The 21,994-nt window shown below is 61.6% G+C and carries 22 protein-coding genes; 10 read left to right on the plus strand and 12 right to left on the minus strand.

Going from position 1 to position 21,994, the window contains the following annotated elements; genetic code table 11:
* Positions 1-38: 38 nt before the first annotated feature.
* The 4 genes from rlmD to ACYZUM_RS18150 form a co-directional block, all read right to left on the minus strand.
* Complete coding sequence (gene rlmD, locus ACYZUM_RS18135) at positions 39-1,415, minus strand: 23S rRNA (uracil(1939)-C(5))-methyltransferase RlmD (RefSeq protein WP_473060973.1); 1,377 nt, start codon at positions 1,413-1,415, stop codon at positions 39-41.
* Complete coding sequence (gene cysM / locus ACYZUM_RS18140) at positions 1,415-2,317, minus strand: cysteine synthase CysM (RefSeq protein WP_041067515.1); 903 nt, start codon at positions 2,315-2,317, stop codon at positions 1,415-1,417. The genes rlmD and cysM overlap by 1 nt, the downstream gene beginning before the upstream one ends.
* A 212-nt stretch (positions 2,318-2,529) precedes the next feature.
* Positions 2,530-3,954 (minus strand): histidine kinase sensor domain-containing protein, encoded by a 1,425-nt coding sequence (locus ACYZUM_RS18145; RefSeq protein ID WP_473060974.1) that lies wholly within the window; start codon positions 3,952-3,954, stop codon positions 2,530-2,532.
* The gene (locus ACYZUM_RS18150; RefSeq protein ID WP_473060975.1) at positions 3,941-4,663 is read right to left on the minus strand and encodes a response regulator transcription factor; all 723 of its coding nucleotides are present in this window, start codon (positions 4,661-4,663) and stop codon (positions 3,941-3,943) included. Before ACYZUM_RS18150 ends, ACYZUM_RS18145 begins: the two co-directional genes overlap by 14 nt.
* 217 nt (positions 4,664-4,880) lie before the next feature.
* Between ACYZUM_RS18150 and ACYZUM_RS18155 the strand changes: the two genes are divergently transcribed.
* Positions 4,881-7,634, plus strand: a complete 2,754-nt coding sequence (locus ACYZUM_RS18155; RefSeq protein WP_430292723.1) for a response regulator — start codon at positions 4,881-4,883, stop codon at positions 7,632-7,634.
* 83 nt (positions 7,635-7,717) lie between these two features.
* Positions 7,718-8,707: a 2-hydroxyacid dehydrogenase gene (locus ACYZUM_RS18160; RefSeq protein ID WP_121186698.1), complete on the plus strand. Its 990-nt coding sequence runs from the start codon at positions 7,718-7,720 to the stop codon at positions 8,705-8,707.
* Positions 8,708-8,718: 11 nt separating this feature from the next.
* Here ACYZUM_RS18160 and ACYZUM_RS18165 read toward each other — a convergent pair whose 3' ends face one another.
* Positions 8,719-9,156 carry a hypothetical protein gene (locus ACYZUM_RS18165; protein ID WP_145594356.1) on the minus strand — a complete coding sequence of 146 codons (438 nt, stop codon included), beginning with the start codon at positions 9,154-9,156 and terminating at the stop codon, positions 8,719-8,721.
* Positions 9,157-9,289: 133 nt separating this feature from the next.
* Between ACYZUM_RS18165 and ACYZUM_RS18170 the strand changes: the two genes are divergently transcribed.
* Together ACYZUM_RS18170 and ACYZUM_RS18175 are read left to right on the plus strand one after the other, a co-directional pair.
* On the plus strand, positions 9,290-9,724 hold the full coding sequence (locus tag ACYZUM_RS18170; protein ID WP_041067531.1) for a hypothetical protein: 435 nt from the start codon (positions 9,290-9,292) through the stop codon (positions 9,722-9,724).
* A complete protein-coding gene (locus ACYZUM_RS18175; protein ID WP_108183526.1) occupies positions 9,724-10,128 on the plus strand; it encodes an META domain-containing protein in 405 nt (134 codons plus the stop codon). The genes ACYZUM_RS18170 and ACYZUM_RS18175 overlap by 1 nt, the downstream gene beginning before the upstream one ends.
* A gap of 172 nt (positions 10,129-10,300) precedes the next feature.
* Here ACYZUM_RS18175 and ACYZUM_RS18180 read toward each other — a convergent pair whose 3' ends face one another.
* On the minus strand, positions 10,301-10,768 hold the full coding sequence (locus tag ACYZUM_RS18180; protein WP_473060976.1) for a TlpA disulfide reductase family protein: 468 nt from the start codon (positions 10,766-10,768) through the stop codon (positions 10,301-10,303).
* A 114-nt stretch (positions 10,769-10,882) separates the two neighbouring features.
* Between ACYZUM_RS18180 and arsC the strand changes: the two genes are divergently transcribed.
* From arsC to ACYZUM_RS18195, 3 genes are read left to right on the plus strand one after another with little or no spacing between them, the layout of a single operon-like run.
* Entirely contained in the window at positions 10,883-11,236 is a 354-nt protein-coding gene (gene arsC, locus ACYZUM_RS18185; RefSeq protein WP_047295787.1) for an arsenate reductase (glutaredoxin), read from the plus strand.
* Positions 11,233-11,829, plus strand: a complete 597-nt coding sequence (gene wrbA / locus ACYZUM_RS18190; protein WP_047295789.1) for an NAD(P)H:quinone oxidoreductase — start codon at positions 11,233-11,235, stop codon at positions 11,827-11,829. The genes arsC and wrbA overlap by 4 nt, the downstream gene beginning before the upstream one ends.
* Before the next feature lie 2 nt (positions 11,830-11,831).
* Complete coding sequence (locus ACYZUM_RS18195) at positions 11,832-12,257, plus strand: DUF2069 domain-containing protein (RefSeq protein ID WP_198759541.1); 426 nt, start codon at positions 11,832-11,834, stop codon at positions 12,255-12,257.
* Positions 12,258-12,344: 87 nt separating this feature from the next.
* Here the strand turns inward: ACYZUM_RS18195 and ACYZUM_RS18200 are convergent, their stop codons facing one another.
* The gene (locus ACYZUM_RS18200; protein ID WP_041067548.1) at positions 12,345-13,019 is read right to left on the minus strand and encodes a DNA-3-methyladenine glycosylase I; all 675 of its coding nucleotides are present in this window, start codon (positions 13,017-13,019) and stop codon (positions 12,345-12,347) included.
* Positions 13,020-13,201: 182 nt separating this feature from the next.
* A complete protein-coding gene (gene ttcA, locus ACYZUM_RS18205) occupies positions 13,202-14,026 on the minus strand; it encodes a tRNA 2-thiocytidine(32) synthetase TtcA (protein ID WP_041067551.1) in 825 nt (274 codons plus the stop codon).
* 350 nt (positions 14,027-14,376) lie between these two features.
* On the opposite strand from ttcA, the gene ACYZUM_RS18210 reads away from it, so the two are divergent.
* Together ACYZUM_RS18210 and ACYZUM_RS18215 are read left to right on the plus strand one after the other, a co-directional pair.
* Positions 14,377-14,979, plus strand: a complete 603-nt coding sequence (locus tag ACYZUM_RS18210; RefSeq protein ID WP_007917515.1) for a Yip1 family protein — start codon at positions 14,377-14,379, stop codon at positions 14,977-14,979.
* Between the two features lie 148 nt (positions 14,980-15,127).
* Entirely contained in the window at positions 15,128-15,622 is a 495-nt protein-coding gene (locus tag ACYZUM_RS18215; RefSeq protein WP_003227192.1) for a SprT family zinc-dependent metalloprotease, read from the plus strand.
* Between the two features lie 111 nt (positions 15,623-15,733).
* On the opposite strand, the gene ACYZUM_RS18220 is transcribed toward ACYZUM_RS18215, so the two are convergent.
* Together ACYZUM_RS18220 and ACYZUM_RS18225 are read right to left on the minus strand one after the other, a co-directional pair.
* Complete coding sequence (locus tag ACYZUM_RS18220) at positions 15,734-16,915, minus strand: CaiB/BaiF CoA transferase family protein (protein WP_473060977.1); 1,182 nt, start codon at positions 16,913-16,915, stop codon at positions 15,734-15,736.
* 257 nt (positions 16,916-17,172) lie between these two features.
* The gene (locus ACYZUM_RS18225) at positions 17,173-18,507 is read right to left on the minus strand and encodes a dicarboxylate/amino acid:cation symporter (RefSeq protein ID WP_041067561.1); all 1,335 of its coding nucleotides are present in this window, start codon (positions 18,505-18,507) and stop codon (positions 17,173-17,175) included.
* 350 nt (positions 18,508-18,857) lie between these two features.
* Between ACYZUM_RS18225 and ACYZUM_RS18230 the strand changes: the two genes are divergently transcribed.
* Entirely contained in the window at positions 18,858-19,856 is a 999-nt protein-coding gene (locus ACYZUM_RS18230; RefSeq protein ID WP_473060978.1) for an AraC family transcriptional regulator, read from the plus strand.
* Positions 19,857-19,959: 103 nt separating this feature from the next.
* Here the strand turns inward: ACYZUM_RS18230 and ACYZUM_RS18235 are convergent, their stop codons facing one another.
* Both ACYZUM_RS18235 and ACYZUM_RS18240 read right to left on the minus strand, forming a co-directional pair.
* On the minus strand, positions 19,960-21,306 hold the full coding sequence (locus ACYZUM_RS18235) for an ATP-binding protein (RefSeq protein WP_473060979.1): 1,347 nt from the start codon (positions 21,304-21,306) through the stop codon (positions 19,960-19,962).
* The gene (locus tag ACYZUM_RS18240) at positions 21,303-21,980 is read right to left on the minus strand and encodes a response regulator transcription factor (protein WP_086794696.1); all 678 of its coding nucleotides are present in this window, start codon (positions 21,978-21,980) and stop codon (positions 21,303-21,305) included. Before ACYZUM_RS18240 ends, ACYZUM_RS18235 begins: the two co-directional genes overlap by 4 nt.
* Positions 21,981-21,994 lie beyond the last annotated feature (14 nt).

Raw genomic sequence — 21,994 nt, forward strand, 5'->3', positions numbered from 1 at the left:
TGCGCTCGCGGGGCTGAAGCGAGCGCTGCGCGGACAGATCAGACGGATTCAGACGAGCCATCCTGGCTCGCTTCAAATAACGCCATGGCCTCGACATGCGCCGTCTGAGGAAACATATCGAGAATCCCGGCACGTTTTAACCGGTAGCCCTGCTTGATCAATTCGACCGTATCGCGCGCCAGAGTTGCAGGGTTGCACGACACATAAACCAACCGCTCGGCACCCAGGGTCGCGAGCTTGCGCACCACCTCGAAAGCACCGTCACGCGGTGGGTCCAAGAGTACCGCAGAAAAGCCGTTTCCGATCCATTCGACATCGGTCAAAGGCTGGGATAAATCGGCTTGAAAAAACTTTGTGTTATGCAAATTGTTGCTAGCAGCATTCGCAGCGGCGCGGTCGACCATGGTCTGCACGCCCTCCACCGCCACCACTTCGCGCACACTTTTGGCCAATGGCAAGGCGAAGTTGCCCAGGCCGCAGAACAGATCGAGTACGCGCTCGTCCCCGGTCGGCTTCAGCCAGTCCAGCGCCTGCGCCACCATCGCCTCGTTGACCCCGGCGTTGACCTGGATGAAATCCCCCGGCCGCCAGGCCAGATCCAGATCCCACTGTTCCAGGCGATAACCCAGCGACTGCGTGGCATCCACCGGTTGCGGCTCGCCGTCGCCATGCAGCCACAGTTGCGCGTCATGGAACTGGCAGAAATCCTTGAGGATCGTCAGGTCGGCTTCAGACAACGGCGCCATGTGGCGCAACAACACCGCCAGCGAAGAACCACTGAACAACTCGACGTGCCCCAGCGCTTGCGGTTTGCTCAAACGACGGAGCATCTCCGGCAAACGGGTCATGATCGGTTGCAAGGGCTGTACCAGCACCGGGCATTCGTTGATACCGACGATGTCCTGACTGCCGGCGGCGCGAAAACCGACTTCGAGCTGCTTGGCTTTCATGTCCCAACGCACGGCGATCCGCGCGCGGCGGCGATAGCCGAATTCCGCTCCGGTCAGCGGCGCCGCCCATTCGTCAGGCGCGACCCCGGCAACCTTCGACAGTTGCTCGGCGAGCATGCGCTGTTTCAGGGCAAGCTGTTCGGCGTGGGGCAAGTGCTGCACGCTGCAGCCACCGCAACGGCCGGCGTGCTGACAGGCAGCCGGACGACGCAGTTCACTGGCCTTGAGCACGCGCTCGGTGCGCGCTTCGACCACTTTGCCGCGGGCGCCAAGCACCCGCGCCTCGATCTCTTCACCGGCGAGGGCGCCGAGGACGAACCAGGTTTTGCCTTCGAAAAACGCGATGCCGCGACCGTCATTGGCCAGGCGCTCGATGTTCAAGCGCTGCTTTTTGCCGGTCGGAATTTGCGCGGCCTTGCTGCCGCCGGTGGGCTGGAAGCGCAGGCCTCTCTCGTGCTTGGCCATCAGTTGGCCGCGTCGAAAATGCCGGTCGACAGATAACGGTCGCCACGGTCGCAGATGATCGCGACGATCACCGCGTTTTCAACTTCTTTGGACAGGCGCAGCATCGCTGCTACCGCACCGCCCGAGGACACGCCGCAGAAGATGCCTTCTTCGCGGGCCAGACGTCGGGTGACGTCCTCGGCTTCGCTTTGCGCCATGTCGACGATGCGGTCAACGCGGTCGGCCTGATAGATCTTCGGCAGGTATTCCTGCGGCCAGCGCCGGATGCCGGGAATGGCCGAGCCTTCCATCGGTTGCAGACCGATGATCTGCACACTGTCGCTCTGCTCTTTCAAGTAGCGCGACACGCCCATGATGGTGCCGGTGGTGCCCATCGAACTGACGAAATGGGTGATGGTGCCCTGGGTCTGACGCCAGATTTCCGGGCCGGTGGTGGTGTAGTGCGCCTCAGGGTTGTCGCCGTTGGCGAACTGATCGAGCACTTTGCCACGGCCTTCGGCTTCCATCCGTTGGGCGAGATCGCGCGCGCCTTCCATGCCCTCTTCCTGGCTGACCAGAATCAGCTCGGCACCGTATGCGGTCATCGCCGCTTTACGCTCGGCGCTGGAGTTGTCCGGCATGATCAGGATCATCTTGTAACCCTTGATCGCGGCAGCCATGGCCAGCGCGATGCCGGTGTTGCCCGAGGTCGCTTCGATCAATGTATCGCCAGCGTGAATCTGCCCGCGCAACTCGGCGCGAGTGATCATCGACAACGCCGGACGGTCCTTGACAGAACCCGCCGGGTTATTCCCTTCAAGCTTGAGCAAAAGGGTGTTGCTGGTAGCACCGGGCAGGCGCTGCAAACGCACCAGCGGCGTGTTGCCGACGCAATCGGCGATGGTTGGGTATTGCAGGGTCATGGCGTATTCGCAATCCAGACGTGCGGGGGCGCCTATCATACCGGCAAACGTTCGCAGGCCATATCACGCAAAGTGCGGTGCTTATGGTTTCTGGGAATAAGCAGTAAAAGTCTCACCAGTGGTGAGACAAATGATCGGGCAGTTCTGAAGTTTCCAGAGTGATGCAAATGGCCTTATCGCTGGCAAGCCAGCTCCCACAGGGCTTCAGGTGTTCACACGGTATTTGTCTGACAGAAGTTCACTGTGGGAGCTGGCTTGCCAGCGATGGCGTCGGAACTGAGTGCAGCGTCATCCGCCACCAGCCGCAAATTCAGGCGCAACCCCGCCCCGGCATTCTCCGCCCACACCATCCCACCCTGGCGCTGCACCGCATTCCTCGCAATGCTCAACCCCAACCCAAACCCGCCGTCCCCCGGGCGTGAGCCGTCGAGGCGGGTGAAGGGTGAGAAGATCCGTTGCAGATCGCCCTCGGCCACCCCGCCGCCCTGATCCTCCAGCCACAAATGCCAGTAATCGCCGTCACGCCGTCCATCGAGGCGCACGATGCCGCCCTCGGGCGAATGACGGATGGCGTTGCGCAGAATGTTCTCCAGCGCTTGGGCCAAAGTATTGAGGTTGCCGCGCACCCAGCACGACGCCGGCACCACGCACTGCAATTGCAGGCTCGGCCAGCCGCTTTCGTAACAGGCGTTGTCGGTGAGCATTTCCCACAAGGCCTGAATCTGGATCGCCTCGTCCGGCAGCGGCGCGCGTTCGGTGTCGAGCCAGGCCAGTTGCAAAGTGTCTTCGACCAGCCGCTGCATGCCGTCGACTTCACGGCTGATGCGCTCGCGCAGTTGCCGTAGATCCTGTTCGCTTTCACTGGCCACCCGCAGCCGGCTCAGCGGCGTGCGCAGTTCATGGGACAGGTCGCGCAGCAATTGCTGTTGCAGGGCGACGGTGGATTGCAGGCGTTCGGACATCGAATCGAAGGCCCGCGCCAGTTCACCGAGTTCGTCCGGGCGCTGGGTAATGCCGCTCGACAGACGCACATTCAATTGGTCGGCACGCCAGGCGTTGGCCTGCTCACGCAAGTTATTCAACGGCACTACCAGCAAGCGATACAGGCCAATACACAGCAATAAGGTGAACAGCCCCGGAATCACGCCGTTGGTGATCACCCGCCAGAACACCCGGTATTTCCCCGGCAGGAAGCGCTCGGGCAACTCGATTACCAGACTGCCGGCGGACGGATTCTGCGGAAACGGTACGCGCAGCCATGGCCGGCCTTGCTTGTGGATCGGCCAGTCGAGGCCGCGCAAAAAGGTCAGGTGCTGGATTTCCTGTTCATCCAGCGGCTCGCTGCTCAACGACTGCAGATTGCGGTCGATCACCCCGACCCAGGCGGCTTCGCGCAGCTCCATGCTCTGCAACCAGTTATCGACCCCGTCACGCTCACCGCGCTGCCACGCCCGCTCGGCCTCGCCGGCATAACGGCTGAGGGTGCCGCGCGCCTCGTCGGAGAGGAACTGGTTGCGCTCCTCCATGTAGCGCCCCCACGACCAGCTCAGCCAGATCATCAGCAGACAGAACGCCACCAGCAGACACGCCAGTTTCCAGAACAGCGAATGCCGCCCCGGTAACTCAGAGATTTTCATCGGTGGCACTCAGCACATAACCCTTGCCCCACACCGTGCGCACTTCCCGTTCGGCGTAACCGATGGCCTTGAGTTTGCGGCGGATCTGGCTGATGTGCATGTCGAGGCTGCGGTCGTGGGCCGCATAGCCGCGTTGCAGCACATGCTGATAAAGGAAGGCCTTGCTCAGCACTTCTTCGTCGTTGCGATTGAGGGTTTCCAGCAGACGGTATTCGCTGCGAGTCAGACCGGCGGCTTGTGCGTTATAGAAGACTTCGCATTGTTCGTCGTCGAAGCGCAACGCGCCATGAATCGCCGCCGGTGCAATGGCTGCCGGACGCCGATCCAGCGCCACCCGGCGCAGGATCGCCTCGATCCGCACATGCAGCTCGGCCATGCTGAACGGCTTGGGCAGGTAATCATCGGCGCCCAGACGAAAGCCGCTGATGCGATCGGCCTCGGCGCCCAGCGCCGACATCAGCAGCACTGGCGTCGAATGGCTCTGGCGCAACTGCGTCAGCACCTTCAGGCCATCGAGCCCCGGCAACAGAATGTCCATCAGCACCACGTCGAACGGCTGATGGCGAGCGATGTTCAGCCCTTCCTGCCCGTTCTGGCACCAGGTCACCGCAAAGCCACTACGGCCAAGATGTTCGTGAACATAGGCACCGAGCACCGGGTCGTCCTCGATGGCAAGAATGCGTGGCAGGTCGGTGGAAACAGGAGTCATGAGTATCTGCAAATAATTCTCAGTTGGCCGATTATTCAAGATTGCCCGCCATCGGGCAACCCAAGCTTGACCGGCCGGACAAACGCGCCTCGCCCTGGCGGCCGAGGGCGAGATGATTTTTCCGAAGATTGCCTGCCTGCAAATCGCTACACTGCGCCAATGTCGCGTGCCGGACGCACGTGCGAGTCAACAGTTCAGCGGGATGCAGGAGATGGGTGTGCTCAAGAAACTGGGAATCAAAGGTCGCGTATTGTTGCTGACCCTGTTGCCCACCAGCCTGATGGCGTTGGTGCTCGGTGGCTATTTCACCTGGATGCAACAGTCCGATTTGCAGACCCAACTGATGCAGCGCGGTGAAATGATCGCCGAGCAACTGGCGCCACTGGTAGCGCCCGCCATGGGCCACGGCAACACCGATCTGCTCGAACGCATCGCCACCCAGTCGCTGGAACAGCCTGACGTGCGCGCCGTCACCTTCCTCGCCCCTGATCGCACACCGCTGGCGCACGCCGGTCCGACCATGCTCAATCAGGCCCCCAGTGGCGACAGTGCACAACTGCAACGGCGCAGCGGCAATGACGCCACCCGTTATCTGATGCCGGTGTTCGGCAAGCATCGCAACCTCGCCGGCGACGTGATCCCGCAAGAATCCGAGCGCCTGCTCGGCTGGGTCGAACTGGAGCTGTCGCACAACGGCATGCTGCTGCGCGGTTATCGCAGTCTGTTTGCCAGCCTGCTGCTGATCGCCGCGGGCCTTGCCGGCGCGGCCCTGCTCGCCTTGCGCATGGGCCGCACCATCAACCGCCCGTTGAGCCAGATCAAACACGCCGTCGCGCAACTCAAGGACGGTCATCTGGAAACCCGTCTGCCACCACTCGGCAGTCAGGAACTGGACGAGTTGGCCTCGGGCATCAACCGCATGGCCGGGACCCTGCAGAACGCGCGCGAAGAACTGCAGCACAGCGTCGATCAGGCCACCGAAGACGTGCGGCAGAACCTGGAAACCATCGAGATCCAGAACATCGAACTGGACCTGGCGCGCAAAGAAGCGCTGGAGGCGAGCCGGATCAAATCCGAGTTCCTCGCCAACATGAGCCACGAAATCCGTACGCCGCTCAACGGCATTCTCGGCTTCACGCATCTGTTGCAGAAAAGCGAGCTGACCCCGCGCCAGCTCGACTATCTGGGCACCATTGAAAAGTCCGCCGACAGCTTGCTCGGGATCATCAACGAGATCCTCGACTTCTCGAAGATCGAGGCCGGCAAACTGGTGCTCGACCATATCCCGTTCAACCTGCGCGACCTGTTGCAGGACACCCTGACGATTCTGGCGCCGGCGGCGCACGCCAAGCAGTTGGAGCTGGTGAGCCTGGTCTATCGCGACACGCCGCTGTCGCTGGTCGGTGACCCGCTGCGCCTGAAACAGATCCTCACCAACCTGGTCAGCAACGCGATCAAGTTCACCCGCGAAGGCACCATCGTCGCGCGCGCCATGCTTGAAGAAGAACATGAAGACAGCGTGCAACTGCGCATCAGCATTCAGGACACCGGCATCGGCCTGTCGAGTCAGGATGTGCGCGCGTTGTTCCAGGCGTTCAGTCAGGCCGACAACTCGCTGTCGCGCCAGCCCGGCGGCACCGGTCTGGGTCTGGTGATTTCCAAGCGCCTGATCGAACAGATGGGCGGCGAAATCGGCGTCGACAGCACCCCGGGCGAAGGCTCGGAGTTCTGGATCAGCCTGAGCCTGCCGAAAACCCGCGACGACACCGAAGATTTGCCGGCCCCACCGCTACTCGGACGCCGCGTGGCGGTGCTGGAAAATCACGAACTGGCGCGCCAGGCCTTGCAGCATCAACTGGAAGACTGTGGCCTCGATGTCACGCCATTCAATACCCTGGAGAGCCTGACCAACGGCGTCACCGGCGCGCACCAGACCGATCAGGCGATCGACCTTGCGGTGCTCGGCATCACCAGCAACGACATGCTCCCGGAGCGCCTGAACCAGCACATCTGGGATCTCGAACACCTCGGTTGCAAAGTGCTGGTGTTGTGCCCGACCACCGAACAGACGTTGTTCCATCTCTCGGTGCCCAACCCGCACAGTCAGCTGCAAGCCAAACCGGCCTGCACGCGCAAATTGCGTCGGGCGCTGGCGGATCTGGCCAACCCGCGCCAGCCGCGCAATGAACCGGGCGAACCGCTGTCGAGCCGTGCTCCGAAAGTGCTGTGCGTCGACGACAACCCAGCCAACCTGTTGCTGGTGCAGACCCTGCTCGAAGACATGGGCGCCAAGGTGCTGGCCGTGGAAAGCGGCTACGCGGCGGTCAAGGCGGTGCAGAGCGAATCCTTCGATCTGGTGCTGATGGACGTACAGATGCCGGGCATGGACGGACGCCAGACCACCGAAACCATCCGCCAGTGGGAAAGCGAACGGCATTGCACACCGCTGCCGATCGTCGCCCTGACCGCCCACGCCATGGCCAACGAAAAACGCGCCTTGCTGCAAAGTGGCATGGACGACTACCTGACCAAACCGATCAGCGAGCGGCAACTGGCGCAAGTGGTGCTGAAATGGACGGGGCTGGCCTTGCGCAATCAAGGCGCGGAGCGCGCCAGCGAGAGTGCGACGGGCAGCAACGAACTGCCCGTGATTGACCACGAAGAAGGCTTGCGCCTGGCCGCCGGCAAGGCCGATCTGGCGGCGGACATGCTGGCGATGCTGCTTGCCTCGCTGGAAGCCGACCGCGAAGCGATTCGCGCCGCCAGTGAAGCCCGCGATCAGAATGCACTGATCGAGCGCGTGCATCGCCTGCACGGCGCGACCCGGTATTGCGGCGTGCCGCAATTGCGCGCGGCCTGCCAGCGCAGTGAAACCCTGCTCAAACAGGGCGACCCGAAAGCACCGGCGGCGTTGGAGGAATTGGAGCGGGCGATCAATCGCCTCGCGACCCAGGCCAGAATCAGCGCCTGACCCATGGCAATACCGGCGTTGGCAACCGCCGATAAAGTGGTGGTGGTCAATATTGACTCGCCACCCCGTTCCAGGAGGAATACATGCGCACGCTCGTTTTCAGCAGCCAGACCTACGACCGCGACAGTTTCCTCGCCGTCGATTGCCCGGGCGGGATAGAACTGCACTTTCAGCAGGCCCGGCTCAGTCTCGACACCGCCGCCCTGGCCGAGCACCACGAGGTGGTCTGCGCCTTCATCAATGACGATCTCAGTGCGCCAGTGCTGGAGCGTCTGGCGGCCGGGGGCACGCGCCTGATCGCCCTGCGTTCGGCGGGCTACAACCATGTCGATCTGCTCGCGGCGAAACGCCTCGGGTTGGCCGTGGTGCGGGTGCCGGCCTATTCGCCACATGCGGTGGCCGAACATGCGGTGGCGCTGATTCTGGCGCTCAACCGGCGCCTGCACCGCGCCTACAACCGCACCCGCGAAGGCGATTTCACCCTGCACGGCCTGACCGGTTTCGATCTGGTGGGCAAAACGGTCGGCATCGTTGGCACCGGGCAGATCGGCGCGACGTTCGCGAAAATCATGCACGGTTTCGGTTGTCAGTTGCTGGCCTACGATCCGTATCCAAATCCGGAGGTTGTGGCTTTGGGCGCGCAGTATCTGAGCCTGCCGGAGCTGCTCGCACAGTCGCGGATCATCAGCCTGCATTGCCCGCTCAATGCGCAAAGCAAACACTTGATCAACCGTGAGTCACTGGCCCATCTGCAACCGGGGGCGATGCTGATCAACACCGGGCGCGGCGGCCTGGTGGACACACCGGCGTTGATCGATGCACTGAAGGACGGCCAATTGGGCTATCTGGGACTGGATGTCTATGAGGAAGAGGCGCAGCTGTTTTTCGAGGATCGCAGCGACTTGCCGCTGCAGGACGACGTGCTGGCGCGGTTACTGACGTTTCCGAACGTGATCATCACTGCGCATCAGGCGTTCCTGACCCATGAAGCCTTGGGTGCGATTGCCGCGACCACCCTGCACAACATCGCGACCTGGGCCGCAGGGACGCCGCAGAACCAGGTCGAAGGCTGAGGATTGGCGGCTTATTTGGGCGACAGCGACGAGGCCAGAATCAGCAGCGCCAGCCAGCCAAACCCGAAAAAGCGCTGTTTCATCGAGTGGCCGTTGCGCAGCAGGAACCAGACAAAGACCATCGGCAACAGAAACACCATGATCTTCAACCAGCCTTCCACCGGACGCGAACCATCGGCGTTGGCCTGAGGCTGCGGCGCGGGCTCGGGCTGCCGACGGCGCCGGCCGACAGCGGCCGGTGTCACTTTCGGCGCCGGCTCCGGAGCTGGTGGCGGAACAAAGGCTTCAGGCACGGATTTGTTGCGCGGCAGGCTGCCGAATGAAATCGTCGCGGCGGCTTGCGCCGGTGTGTGCTCGTGCTGCTGCGCCATCGGAGCACCACAATGAATGCACGCCTTTGCTTCCGAGCTGATGCTGCGCTTGCATTCATAACATTCGATCAACGCCATGTTCCGTTCCCTCAGATTGAAGGGCGGCAGTTTGCCATGAGCGCCAGCCGATTTGAACCGGATCGAAGGTCGCACACGTACGCCATCCTGCAATCCAGCCCGTGCTAGCATGTCGCGCAGATTTGGAGGACCCATGGTCGAACACGATTTCCGCTACACCCTGATGAACCCGCAACACACCCTCACCGAATGCCGCGCCCTTGTACCGGGCCGCTATCAGGTCACCGGCAATGGTGGCTCGATCCGCAACGGTGATGTCCTGTTGGTCACGCTCAAAGGCAGCAAGGACTTGTCCATGCGCCTGACCGTCGACACCGTGCGCCACCTGATCAATCCGCCGGGCCAATGGACCGCGATGACCACCGGCCCGGTGTTCGGCGAACTGGCGATCCACACCTGGCAGGTCAACTGCGACAGCTGCGCCAAAGAGCTGAACTTCGAGTTCGCCGTGGACGCCAAGCTGGGCAAGAGCGCCGAGAAGCCGGCCGCCACCGCGCGCATCGCCGAGCTGGGCTGGAAAGCCGTTGGCGACAAACACCTGTGCCCGAAATGCCAGGAGCCTGCGTGATGAAACGCCTTGCCTTGCCGCTGCTGGTCGGTGCCGGTCTGGTGGGCTGCGCCGCAGAGCCTGTGCAATTGCAGCAGAACCGCAGCTACATTCTGGAGTGGATCGGCGAGCGGCCCTTGATGGATTACAGCCACCTGACCGTGACCCTCGGCGACGATGGTCGTGCTTACGGCAACGGCGGCTGCAACCACTGGTTCGCGCCGTACACCCTCGAAGGCGACAAGCTGAGCTTCGGCCCGATCGGCAAGACCCGCAAACTCTGCGCCCCGGCGCTGATGGAGCAGGAACAACGCTTCCTGCAGGCGCTGCAAGGCGTTGAGCGCTGGGACATCTCCCCGATCGAGCAGATGCGTTTCTGGCCGGCGCAAGGCAAGCCGTTGCGTTGGTGGCTGGAAGAGGGTTAACTCCCTTCGACGCACACTGAGGTTACTGTGGCGAGGGAGCTTGCTCCCGCTCGGCTGCGTAGCAGTCGCAAAACCGTTAACCGCGCGTTGCCGGAGACACGAGTCAGCAGGATTTGGGGCCGCTTCGCGGCCCAGCGGGAGCAAGCTCCCTCGCCACAAAAGCCCATTCAGCTCACTTGGTAGCCTGCAACGCCTCCAGCTTCGCCATCACCCCCGCCGCCGTCTGCTCGCCCATCAACTGCTCACGCACCTTGCCCTTGTTGTCGATGATGTAGGTCACCGGCAAGGCCTCACTGCGCGGCAGGTCGAACATGTCGGCCGGATCCTGCGCCAACACAGTGAACTTGATGCCGAGTTTCTCGCTGGCGCTCTTCAGGTCTTCACCCTGGACGTTGTCGAAGTTGACCCCGAACACACCGACATTCTTGCTCTTGAGTTCGTCCGCCAAATGATTGAGCTCCGGGATTTCAGTGCGGCACGGGCCACACCATTCGGCCCAGTAGTTGAGCACTACCCATTGTTTGTCCAGGCGCTCGGACGCCACTTTCTGACCATTCTGGTCAATGCCGTAGTCGTTGCCGCAGCCCCCCAGCATCAACGCCCCGATTATCGTCAATGCCGCTGCCAATCGCCGTGTCATGTCATGTTCCCTGGTCAAAAATTGAAGGCGCCTGCGACCCGTTGCCTCTGAAGGTTCTGGATTGCGCGCTGCACAGTTAGAATAGCCGCCACTTTACGCCAGAAGCGACCTGCCATGACCGATCTGACGCTTTATCACAATCCGCGCTGCTCGAAATCCCGCGGCGCGCTGGAACTTCTTGAGGCCCGTGGCCTGACCCCGAACGTGGTGCGTTACCTCGAAACCCCGCTGAATGCGGTGCAAATCAAGGCACTGCTCGGCAAGCTCGGGATCAGCGCGCGTCAGTTGCTGCGCACCGGAGAAGATGAATACAAAATGCTTCAGCTGGCTGACGAAAGCCTCAGCGAAGCGCAATTGATCGACGCCATCGCCCAGCACCCAAAACTGATGGAGCGGCCAATTCTTGAAGTCGGCAACAAGGCCGTGATCGGTCGCCCGCCGGAAAATGTGCTGGAGCTGTTGCCGTGAGCGCGCCCTATATTCTGGTGCTGTATTACAGCCGCAACGGCGCGACCAATGAGATGGCGCGGCAGATTGCGCGCGGTGTCGAACAGGCGGGTCTCGAAGCGCGCTTGCGTACGGTGCCCGCCATTTCCACCGAGTGCGAAGCCGTGTCGCCGGACATCCCGGATGAAGGCGCGTTGTACGCCACGCTCGATGACCTGAAGAATTGCGCGGGTCTGGCCCTCGGCAGCCCGACACGTTTCGGCAACATGGCCGCACCGCTGAAGTACTTCCTCGATGGCACCAGCAACCTGTGGCTGACCGGCGCACTGGTCGGCAAACCGGCTGGCGTGTTCACCTCCACCGCCAGCCTGCACGGCGGCCAGGAAACCACCTTGTTGTCGATGATGCTGCCGCTGTTGCACCACGGCATGCTGATTACCGGCCTGCCGTACAGCGAGTCGGCGTTGCTGGAAACCCAGGGCGGCGGCACGCCGTATGGCGCCAGTCATCATGCCGGGGCCGATGGCAAAAAAGGTCTGGATCCGCACGAGATGGCGCTGTGTCGTGCCCTTGGCCTGCGTCTGGCCAAGACCGCGCAGAAACTGGAGGGCTGAGGGTGGCGAAGAAGCCGAAAGTCCTGCCCTCTGTCGAGTGGCTCGAACCCCGCGTCAAGGCGATGCGGGTCGTCAGCCTGCTGTGCTTCTTCGGCCTCGCCGGGCTGCTCGCCGTTTACTACATGGTGTTCGCCGACCTGCATGGCGCCCGACCGTGGGTGATTTTGCTGGTCGAACTGATCCCGTGGCTGATCCTTGCGCCGGGGATGCTGATGGGCAACGCACGTGCGCACTCGTGGATGTGCTTTGTGGTGAATCTGTATTTCATCAAAGGCGCACTGGCGGCCTATGACCCGAACCGGCAGCTGTTTGGCGTGCTGGAGATGGCCGCGAGCCTGGCGCTGTTCTGCTCGGCGCTGCTGTATGTGCGGTGGCGGTATCAGTTGAATCGCAAGCTGGCTGGCGAGGGCGAGATGTCCGTAGCCTGATGAAAAAGATCGCAGCCTCCGGCAGCTCCTACAGGGGGAACGCATTCCAAATGTAGGAGCTGCCGAAGGCTGCGATCTTTTAGCGATTCAATGATTGACGGTGTACGCCAGCATCATCGAAATCTGACTCATCGGCCGCCCGCCACTCTGCTCATGCCACTGATTGAACGCGTTCTGCACAATCGCCAGATCGCGCAGACTGGTCGGCGCCTTGTCGACGATCTTCTGCGCATTCAGCGCCGCGACCACGTCATAGCTCGGCACGAAGGTGTCCTTGCCGACCATGCGCAGGAAGCGCGGTGCCGACAGCCCACCTAACTGACTCCCGTGTTTTTTCAGGTAAGTCCACAAACCGACGATATCGGTCACCGGCCAGTCGGCGATCAGCGCGCCGAAACTGCCCTTCTCCTGCTCGACATCGAGAATGAACTGCGCATTGCGCGGCACGCTCTTGAGCTTGCCCAGGTGGCGGATGATCCGCGCGTCCTGCATCAGGCGTTCAAGATGTTCGGCGCTCATCAGCACGACTTTTTCCGGATCGAACTTGAAGAACACCTCTTCGAAAGCCGGCCACTTGGCGTCCACCAGGCTGTGCTTGAGGCCGGCGCGAAACACGCGCAGGGCCATGGTCGAGAGGTAGCGGTCGTCGCTGATCTTGCGCAATTGCGCGGGAGTCTTGGGAACGGGCAGATGGGCTTCCAGTTCAGCCGCTGAACCGAAGCGGTTCAGACAGTATTCGTGCAGCCACTTGTAATCGCGCATGCCCTCTCCTATTGAATGAAACGAAAAACCCCATGTGGGGGCAGGCCCTGTGGTGAGGGGATTTAGCGAAACGTCGCACCGCCCCGATGGGAGCAAAGCTCCCCCAGAAAAGCTGGGGCTGCTGCGCAGCCCATCGGGGATAAATCCCCTCACCACAGGGCTCGCTCCCACAGGGAAGGGGTTTACAGGTTGACGACGTTAACGAAGCGCGAAGCCGCGGTCTCGTCGATCTTCAGGCTGGTGAAGTCGAACAGGTTGCGGTCGGCCAGTTGCGACGGTACGACGTTCTGCAGACTGCGGAAGATGCTTTCAGTGCGGCCCGGAGTCTTGCGCTCCCAGTCCTGAAGCATTTCCTTGACCACCTGGCGCTGCAGGTTTTCCTGCGAACCGCAGAGGTTGCACGGGATGATCGGGAATTCCTTGAAGTCCGAGTAGGCCTGGATGTCTTTCTCGTTGCAGTAGGCCAGCGGACGGATCACCACGTTGCGCCCGTCGTCGGCGCGCAGCTTCGGCGGCATCGCCTTGAGGGTGCCGTTGAAGAACATGTTGAGGAAGAACGTCTCGACGATGTCATCGCGATGGTGACCGAGGGCCATTTTGGTCGCGCCAATTTCGTCGGCAAAGGTGTACAGCGTGCCGCGACGCAGGCGCGAGCACAGCGAGCAGGTGGTCTTGCCTTCGGGAATCAATTCCTTGACCACCGAGTAAGTGTCTTTCTCGACGATGTGGTACTCGACGCCCAGCTCTTTCAAGTAGGCCGGCAGCACGTGCTCGGGGAAGCCCGGCTGCTTCTGGTCCATGTTCACCGCGACGATCTCGAACTTGATCGGTGCAACCTTCTGCAGGTGCAGCAGCACGTCGAGCATGGTGTAACTGTCCTTGCCCCCGGACAGGCAGACCATGACCTTGTCGCCGTCTTCGATCATGTTGAAATCGGCGACCGCTTCGCCGGCCAGGCGGCGCAGGCGCTTTTGCAGTTTGTTCTGGTTGACCGTAAGAGTGCCCATGACGCGAAATCCGTGAGGTGTGACGAAAGGCGGGCATTTTACGCAAAAACCCACCGGCGGCGCAGCCTCCTGACGGACGCACCCTGTAGGCGCTGCCGAACGCTGCGATCTTTTGATTTTAAAAACAGGATCAAAAGATCGCAGCCTTCGGCAGCTCCTACAGAGATAACTGCGATTAACCCGTCCGTTTACAGCGCGATTTGCTCTAAGTCCCTAGTCCCTGTGCGGTTAAGTCCTTTCTATACTGCGACATAAGGCCGCACACATCTGAAGACCTGAATTTGCTCGGCCACCTTGGCCCGTAGGCGCTCCGCTGGGGGGCGATGGCAATAACAAGAGGAGTGACTGGCATGATCCATCACGTAGTGGGACTTTTTACCCACCCCGATCAGGAATGGAAGGAAATCCGTGGCGACCAAGAGGAAAGCATCAGCCACATGTACCTGACGCACACGCTGATCCTGGCGGCGATTCCGGCCGTTTCGGCGTTTATCGGCACCACGCAGGTCGGCTGGGTGATCGGCAACCGCGCACCGGTGATGCTCACCGTCGAAAGCGCGATCTGGATGACCGTGATGTCGTACCTGGCGATGCTCGGCGGGGTCGCGGTGATGGGTGCCTTCGTGCACTGGATGGCCCGCACCTATGACGCCAACCCGAGCCTGGCCCGTTGCGTGGCATTCGCCACCTACACCGCGACACCGTTGTTCGTCGGCGGGCTGGCGGCACTGTATCCGCACATGTGGCTGGGGATGATCGTCGGCACGGCAGCCATCTGCTACACGGTGTATCTGCTGTACGTGGGGCTGCCAACGTTCATGAACATTCCGTCGGACGAAGGCTTCCTGTTTTCCAGCTCGGTGCTGGCGGTGGGTCTGGTGGTACTGGTGGCCATCATGGCGTTCACCGTGATTGTCTGGGGCCTCGGCGTGGGGCCGGTGTACACCAACTGACAGGCTTTACCCCCGAGAAAAACAAGATCTGCCAATATAGGCCGCCGCAAGGCGGCCTTCTCGTTTGGCGGATGACCATTCGGCAGGTCAGCGATTCGCAAGTCCGGGAGGTTGCGGCATACTCGACGCCTCTGGAGATCCATCAAGCATGCCCGAGCAACTCAATACCCGCGTCGAAGACTGTTACCAACTCGCTGAAGCCTTTTTCAAACGTCATTTCCAACGCCCGGTCGTCAGCCTCAAGCTGCGCGGGCAAAAAGCCGGTGTCGCGCATCTGCACGAGAACCTGCTGCGCTTCAATCCGCAGCTGTACCGGGAAAACACCGAACACTTCCTCAAGCAGACCGTGGCACACGAAGTCGCGCACCTGATCGCCCATCAACTGTTCGGCGACCGCATCCAGCCGCACGGCGAGGAGTGGCAACTGATCATGCGCGGGGTTTACGAGCTGCCACCGGATCGCTGCCACACCTACGCAATCAAACGCCGCAGTGTGACCCGCTACATCTACAAATGCCCGTGCGCCGACAGTGATTTCCCGTTTTCGGCGCAGCGCCATAGCCTGGTGCGACAGGGGCGACGGTATTTGTGCCGTAGATGCCGCAACACTTTGGTGTTCAGTGGTGAAATGCGGGTGGAATAGCCGGTTTTTGTATTGCCCCGACTGGCCCCTTCGCGAGCAGGCTCGCTCCCACAAGGGGAACGCATTTCAAATGTGGGAGCGAGCCTGCTCGCGAAGAGGCCGGTACAGAAGCTAGAGAATTACTTTGGCCGCCCGCAATTGAGCAATCCGCTCAGCATCAAACCCCAACTCCCCCAACACCTGCTCAGTATGCTGCCCCAACCCCGCACCAACATGCCGCGGCGCCGGCAGTGCCTCGGAGAATTTCAGCGGACAGGCTAGCTGCGCTTGCGTCGTACCGTCCCCACGCGGCACCTGGGTCACCAGTTCCCGCGCCTGCAACTGCGGATGTTGCACCGCCTCGCTCAGGTTCAGCACCGGCTCGACACACGCATCGATCCCGGCAAACAACTCGCACAGCTCGGCAAAGTCGTGCTTCTCGAATTCAACTTTCAGCGCGTCCTTCAATAACCGCTGCTGCTCAGGCTTCGACGACAAGCCCTGCGCCGCCAGCTCCGGCCGGCCCAGCGCCGTGCACAGTTGCTGCATGAACCCCGGTTCCAGACTGCCCACCGACAACCAGCGCCCGTCGCGCGAGCGGTAGTAGTCATAGAAGCTGCCGCCATTGAGCATCTGCTCTTCCCAATGCGGTTCCTCGCCACAGGCCAGATATCCGGCGCCAGCCATGGCGTTCAGGCTGAAGGCGCAATCGGTCATGCTCACGTCCAGATGCGTGCCCTGCCCGCTCTGCTGCCGGGCGATGACCGCCGCCAGCAGGCCGATCACCCCATGCAGTGAACCGCCCGCGATATCCGCCACCTGCATGCCCAACGGCAACGGCCCGCTGTCGGCGCGGCCGGTGTAGCTGGAGAGCCCGGCCAGCGCCAGATAATTGATGTCATGCCCGGCGCGATCCTTGTACGGGCCGGTCTGGCCGTAGCCGGTGATCGACACGTAAATCAGCTTCGGGTTGATCGCCTTCAACGCCTCGTAGCCCAGCCCCAAACGTTCCATCACCCCGGGACGGAACTGTTCCAGAACGATGTCGTATTCGCCCAGCAACTGCCTGATCACCTCCAGCGCCTCTGGCTGCTTGAGATCCAGCGCCAGACTGCGCTTGTTGCGATTGAGGTAAGCGTGGCTGGCGGACACCCCTTGATCATGCGGCGGCAACACCCGCAGCAGGTCCATGCGCGTGGGCGACTCGATGCGCAGCACTTCGGCGCCCATGTCGGCCAGCAACAGCGAGGCGAATGGCCCCGGTAGCAGGGTCGAGAAATCGAGAATCTTCAGTGAGGCCAGCGGTGCGGACATGGGCGAACTCCTTGAGCGATGCACCCAGCCTAGGCAGCGATGCCGCGCACGGCAATCACCGGATGTGTCAGCGGCAGTGACCGTAATGCTCAAATCGCAGGCAATAAAAAACCTGCCGAAGCAGGTTTTTCAGGACACCTGTGGCGAGGGAGCTTGCTCCCGCTGGGGCGCGAAGCGGCCCCGTTCTTCAAAGAGGGGCCTGCTGCGCAGTCCAGCGGGAGCAAGCTCCCTCGCCACAAGGTATTACCAAATTGCAGTTACTTGACGTTGCTCGGGGTAGCACCTTCAGCCACACCCAGGTCGTCTTCCGGACGGGTGTCAGCAATACCGCGACCACCCGAAGCCAGCTCGGCTTGCAGCACGTCGGTGTCAAGCTCTTTCACCCACTTGGCAACCACGATGGTCGCCACGGCGTTGCCGACCAGGTTGGTCAGGGCGCGGGCTTCGGACATGAAGCGGTCGATACCGAGGATCAGCGCCAGACCGGCCACCGGCAGGTGACCGACTGCCGACAGGGTGGCGGCCAGCACGATGAAGCCCGAACCGGTCACACCGGCGGCGCCTTTGGACGACAGCAGCAATACCACCAGCAGGGTGATCTGATGGGTGATGTCCATGTGCGTGTCGGTGGCCTGAGCAATGAACACGGCGGCCATGGTCAGGTAGATCGCGGTACCGTCGAGGTTGAACGAATAACCAGTCGGGATCACCAGACCCACGACGGATTTCTTCGCGCCCAGACGCTCCATCTTGATCAGCATGCGTGGCAGTACCGATTCCGACGAGGAAGTGCCCAGTACGATCAGCAGCTCTTCACGGATGTAACGGATCATCTTCAGCACGCTGAAGCCGTGCATACGGGCAATGGCGCCCAGCACGATCAGGATGAACGCCAGGCAGGTGATGTAGAAGCAGGCCATCAGTTGACCCAGCTGCACCAGCGAACCGACACCGTAGGCACCGATGGTGAACGCCATCGCACCGAAGGCACCGATTGGCGCGAGCTTCATGATCATGTTGATGATGTTGAACATCACGTGGGCGAAGCGATCGATGAAGTCGAGGATCGGACGGCCGTAGTCACCCAGGCGGTGCAGGGCGAAACCGAAGATCACCGAGAACATCAGCACTTGCAGGATGTCACCGGTGGCGAACGCGCCGACGATGGTGGTCGGGATCACGTTGAGCAGGAAGCCGACAACGCTCTGGTCTGCGCCTTGCTGCACATACGTGGCGACTTTCGAGGCGTCCAGGGTGCTGACGTCAATGTGCATGCCGTTGCCCGGCTGCACGATGTTGACCACGATCAGACCGACCAGCAGGGCGATGGTCGAAACGATTTCGAAGTACAGGAGTGCGTAACCGCCGGTCTTGCCGACCGATTTCATGCTTTGCATGCCAGCAATACCGCTGACCACGGTGCAGAAAATGATCGGGGCGATGATCATTTTGATCAGCTTGATGAACCCGTCGCCCAGCGGCTTAACCGCCACACCGAACTGCGGGTAGTAGTGACCAAGGGCAATACCGATGATGATCGCGACGATCACCTGGAAATACAGGGATTTGTACAGTGGCTGACGAGTCGTCATTGCAAGTGTCCTCAAGCGTCCCGCGGGCAACATCCATCTGTTGAGCGCAGAACCTGAATTGCGAACCCTCCTGCACTGGAGGGATTTGTTGTGTCGAGCAGCGCTTTTCCAGCGGAAAGACGCACACTTCTGTCGCTCTTATCGCAAACGCCGTGCCACTTTGGTGCGATTCGCTGCAAGCCTTTTGATATCAGGGTATGCAGGGTATTTTTTGTCACTGCCCGGTGACGCAGGTGTGGCGGATTTCCGCCAAGTCAGCGGATCTCGTCCTACAATTTGGCGGAAATCCGCCTTGTTGCCCTGCGCTTGCCCCGGCTACCATCCGGCGCCTGAGGAAGGATCAGCCGCTTATGCGCGAACGTACCATCGCCAGTCATTTCGCCCGCGCCGCCCTCGGTGGCGCACGCCGTTCGGGATTCGACTATGCGCCGCTGCTGCAACAACTGGGCATCAGCCCCGAGTTGCTCGATGAGCCACGGGCACGCATCGCCCCGGAACAATTCACCCAACTGATCCAGAGCCTGTGGCTGGCGCTGGATGACGAATACCTGGGCTTTGGCAACGCGCCGAGCAAACCCGGCAGCTTCGCGATGATGTGCCACGCCTTGATCCACTGCCGCAATCTGGAGAAGGCACTGCAACGCGGTTTATTGTTTTATAGCCTATTCCCCGAGGCCCCGCGCCTGAGCCTGAGCCGCGAAGACGAATGGGTGCGCCTGAGCCTCGATGATGCGCAGTTATGGGACCCGGATCACTTTCTCAGCGAGAGCCTGCTGGTGATCTGGCATCGCCTCGGCAGTTGGCTGATCGGCCAGCGGATTCGTCTGGAGCAGGCCACCTTCAGTTACCCGAAACCGGCGCACGGTGCCGAGTACGACCTGCTGTTCCCCTGCCCTTTGGTGTTTTGCGCCGAGCAGAGCAGCCTGCTGTTTCACAGTCGCTACCTGCACATGCCGCTGTTGCAGGACGAACGCACCTTGAAGCATTTCCTCGAACGCTCCCCCGCCGACCTGCTGTCGCGCCCGGACGACGGCGACAGCCTCAGCAGCCGCCTGCGCCGTTTGCTCAGCCGCGACAGCGCGCACTGGCCGGACCTGGAAGCCGTGGCTGCGCAGTTGCACATCAGCCCGCAAACCCTGCGTCGGCATTTGCGCGAGGAAGGCACCAGTTTTCAGGAATTGAAGGATCAGTTGCGCCGCGATATCGCGATTTATCACCTGGGCCGGGCGGATCTGTCGTTGCAGCAGATTGCCGAACAACTGGGGTTTTCCGAACCGTCGGCGTTTCACCGGGCGTTCAAGAAATGGACGGGGCTGACACCGGGGGCTTATCGGGCGCAGGAGCAGTAAGACCTGCGGTGAACTGACTGGCGCCTTCGCGAGCAGGCTCGCTCCCACAGAGGGTTCAATGTGGGAGCGAGCCTGCTCGCGAAGGCGCCGACAAGGCCTGCAATTAAACCGCAGGAAACTGAATCCTGAATGCCGCCCCGCCCATCGGCGAATCTCCGAGCATCAGCTTGGCGTTGTAGCTTTCGATGATGTCCTTGACCACCGCCAGCCCGATGCCCTGCCCCGGATGCTGACGATCCAGTCGTTCGCCGCGCTCAAGGATTCGCGCGCGCTGATTCGGCGGCACGCCGGGGCCGTCGTCTTCGATGCACAACTCGATACCGGTCAGGCTCTCGCGCACGCTGATGCGCACTTCGCTCAGGCACAGGCGATAGGCGTTTTCCAGCAGGTTGCCCATCATCTCCAGCAACGCGCCCTGTTCGATCGGCACATAACATTGCTCCGGCAGGTCGAACGCCACTCGAACATGTTTGTCGCGGTAAACCTTGTCCAGCGTGTCGCACAGACTCTTGAGCACCGGTTGCAGCCGCACCTGATGGCGTACCAGACCGCTTTTGCGCAGGCTGGCCCGTTGCAGTTGATAGCTGATCTGCTGGCTCATGCGTTCGATCTGGGTTTGCAGCACCCAGGCCTGATCGCGATCTTCCGGGCGTTGGGCCATGTCTTCACTGACCCCTTGCAACACCGCCAACGGGGTTTTCAGGCTGTGCGCCAGGTCATCGAGAGAGTCGCGGTAACGGCTGCGTTGCTGGCGTTCACTGTGCAGCAAACGGTTGAGCGAGCCGGTCAGGCGCAGCAGTTCGCGCGGGTGCTGTTCGGTGAGGCTTTCGCGGGTGCCGCTTTCGATTTCGTCGAGTTCCTGACTCAGCCGACGCAGCGCCTTGAGGCCCCAGGTCAGGCCGATCCACAACAGCGCCAGCAGCACCAACAAGGCAGCGCCGAAGCCCAGATAGAGGTTCTCGCGCAGGCCTTCAAGGGTGTTTTCATATTCGCGCACCGGTTGCAACGCAACGATACTGAAAGCCGCGCTCTTGCCGCCGAGCAGTTTGACTTCGACGTCGTAGACGAAGAACTCCTGGCCGTTGCTCTCGCGGATTCGCGCGAACTCGTTACCCATGCCGTCGTAACGTGGCTTGTAGTTGATCTGCTCTTCCTGCGTACCTTTCGAGCGCCAGACCAGTTTGCCTTGACGGTCGTAGATGTAGCCGAGCAAGCGGTTGTCGGTGAGGTTGAAACGTTCATCCGGCAACTGCGTCGGCATCACCAGTTGGCCGCTGTCGATGCGCGCCGCCGAGATCAGCGTGGTGACATCCGAGGCCAGGCGCTGCTCGATCGAGTCCTGCAGTGCCAGGCTGAACGCGCCCTGCATGGCCGGCAGCAAGCCGAGCATGAACAACACCGCCAACGTGGTGGCGGCGAGCATCAAGCGAACGCGAAGAGAACGAATCAAGTGCAGCGCTCATTGAACAGGTAGCCGAGACCACGCACGGTATCGATCGGCTTGAACCCGCCCGGGCCTTCGAGCTTGCGGCGCAAGCGGCCGACCAGCACTTCGATCACGTTCGGATCACGCTCGTCGTCGTCCGGATAGAGTTGTTCCATCAGGCGATCCTTGGGCACCACTTGCTGGTGGTGGCGCATCAGGTATTCGAGGATGCGGTATTCGTAGGCGGTCAGCGCCAGCGGCTCTTCATCCAGTGACGCCTGCTTGCGATTGAGATCAAGCAACAGCGGCCCGGCGACGATGGTCGACTGGGTGAAGCCGCTGGAGCGACGCAGCAAGGCGTTGAGGCGCGCGTCGAGTTCTTCGAACTGGAACGGTTTGACCACGTAGTCGTCGGCACCGGCGGCGAGGCCTTCGACCTTGTCCTGCCAATTGCCACGGGCGGTGAGAATCAGGATCGGAAAGCTCTTGCCGCTCGAACGCAACTGGCGAATCAGGTCCAGACCACCCATGCCGGGCAGACCGAGGTCGATCACCGCCAGATCGAAGTTGAACTGTCCGGTCTGGTACAGCGCCTCTTCGGCATTGGCCACGGACTCGACCACGTGGCCACTCTCCGTCAGGCGGGTTTGCAGGTGATGGCGCAACAGCGCTTCATCTTCGACGACCAACAGTTTCATAACGCTCTCCCGGG

The organism is Pseudomonas sp. m6p (assembly GCF_055760375.1).

Excerpts from the sequence above, each read along its gene's own strand:
- rlmD (WP_473060973.1), bottom strand. The coding sequence starts at position 1,415 with ATGGCCAAGCACGAGAGAGGCCTGCGCTTCCAGCCCACCGGCGGCAGC.
- cysM (WP_041067515.1), bottom strand. The coding sequence starts at position 2,317 with ATGACCCTGCAATACCCAACCATCGCCGATTGCGTCGGCAACACGCCG.
- ACYZUM_RS18145 (WP_473060974.1), bottom strand. The coding sequence starts at position 3,954 with ATGAAAATCTCTGAGTTACCGGGGCGGCATTCGCTGTTCTGGAAACTG.
- ACYZUM_RS18150 (WP_473060975.1), bottom strand. The coding sequence starts at position 4,663 with ATGACTCCTGTTTCCACCGACCTGCCACGCATTCTTGCCATCGAGGAC.
- ACYZUM_RS18160 (WP_121186698.1), top strand. The coding sequence starts at position 7,718 with ATGCGCACGCTCGTTTTCAGCAGCCAGACCTACGACCGCGACAGTTTC.
- ACYZUM_RS18165 (WP_145594356.1), bottom strand. The coding sequence starts at position 9,156 with ATGGCGTTGATCGAATGTTATGAATGCAAGCGCAGCATCAGCTCGGAA.
- ACYZUM_RS18170 (WP_041067531.1), top strand. The coding sequence starts at position 9,290 with ATGGTCGAACACGATTTCCGCTACACCCTGATGAACCCGCAACACACC.
- ACYZUM_RS18175 (WP_108183526.1), top strand. The coding sequence starts at position 9,724 with ATGAAACGCCTTGCCTTGCCGCTGCTGGTCGGTGCCGGTCTGGTGGGC.
- ACYZUM_RS18180 (WP_473060976.1), bottom strand. The coding sequence starts at position 10,768 with ATGACACGGCGATTGGCAGCGGCATTGACGATAATCGGGGCGTTGATG.
- arsC (WP_047295787.1), top strand. The coding sequence starts at position 10,883 with ATGACCGATCTGACGCTTTATCACAATCCGCGCTGCTCGAAATCCCGC.
- ACYZUM_RS18200 (WP_041067548.1), bottom strand. The coding sequence starts at position 13,019 with ATGCGCGATTACAAGTGGCTGCACGAATACTGTCTGAACCGCTTCGGT.
- ttcA (WP_041067551.1), bottom strand. The coding sequence starts at position 14,026 with ATGGGCACTCTTACGGTCAACCAGAACAAACTGCAAAAGCGCCTGCGC.
- ACYZUM_RS18210 (WP_007917515.1), top strand. The coding sequence starts at position 14,377 with ATGATCCATCACGTAGTGGGACTTTTTACCCACCCCGATCAGGAATGG.
- ACYZUM_RS18215 (WP_003227192.1), top strand. The coding sequence starts at position 15,128 with ATGCCCGAGCAACTCAATACCCGCGTCGAAGACTGTTACCAACTCGCT.
- ACYZUM_RS18220 (WP_473060977.1), bottom strand. The coding sequence starts at position 16,915 with ATGTCCGCACCGCTGGCCTCACTGAAGATTCTCGATTTCTCGACCCTG.
- ACYZUM_RS18225 (WP_041067561.1), bottom strand. The coding sequence starts at position 18,507 with ATGACGACTCGTCAGCCACTGTACAAATCCCTGTATTTCCAGGTGATC.
- ACYZUM_RS18230 (WP_473060978.1), top strand. The coding sequence starts at position 18,858 with ATGCGCGAACGTACCATCGCCAGTCATTTCGCCCGCGCCGCCCTCGGT.
- ACYZUM_RS18240 (WP_086794696.1), bottom strand. The coding sequence starts at position 21,980 with ATGAAACTGTTGGTCGTCGAAGATGAAGCGCTGTTGCGCCATCACCTG.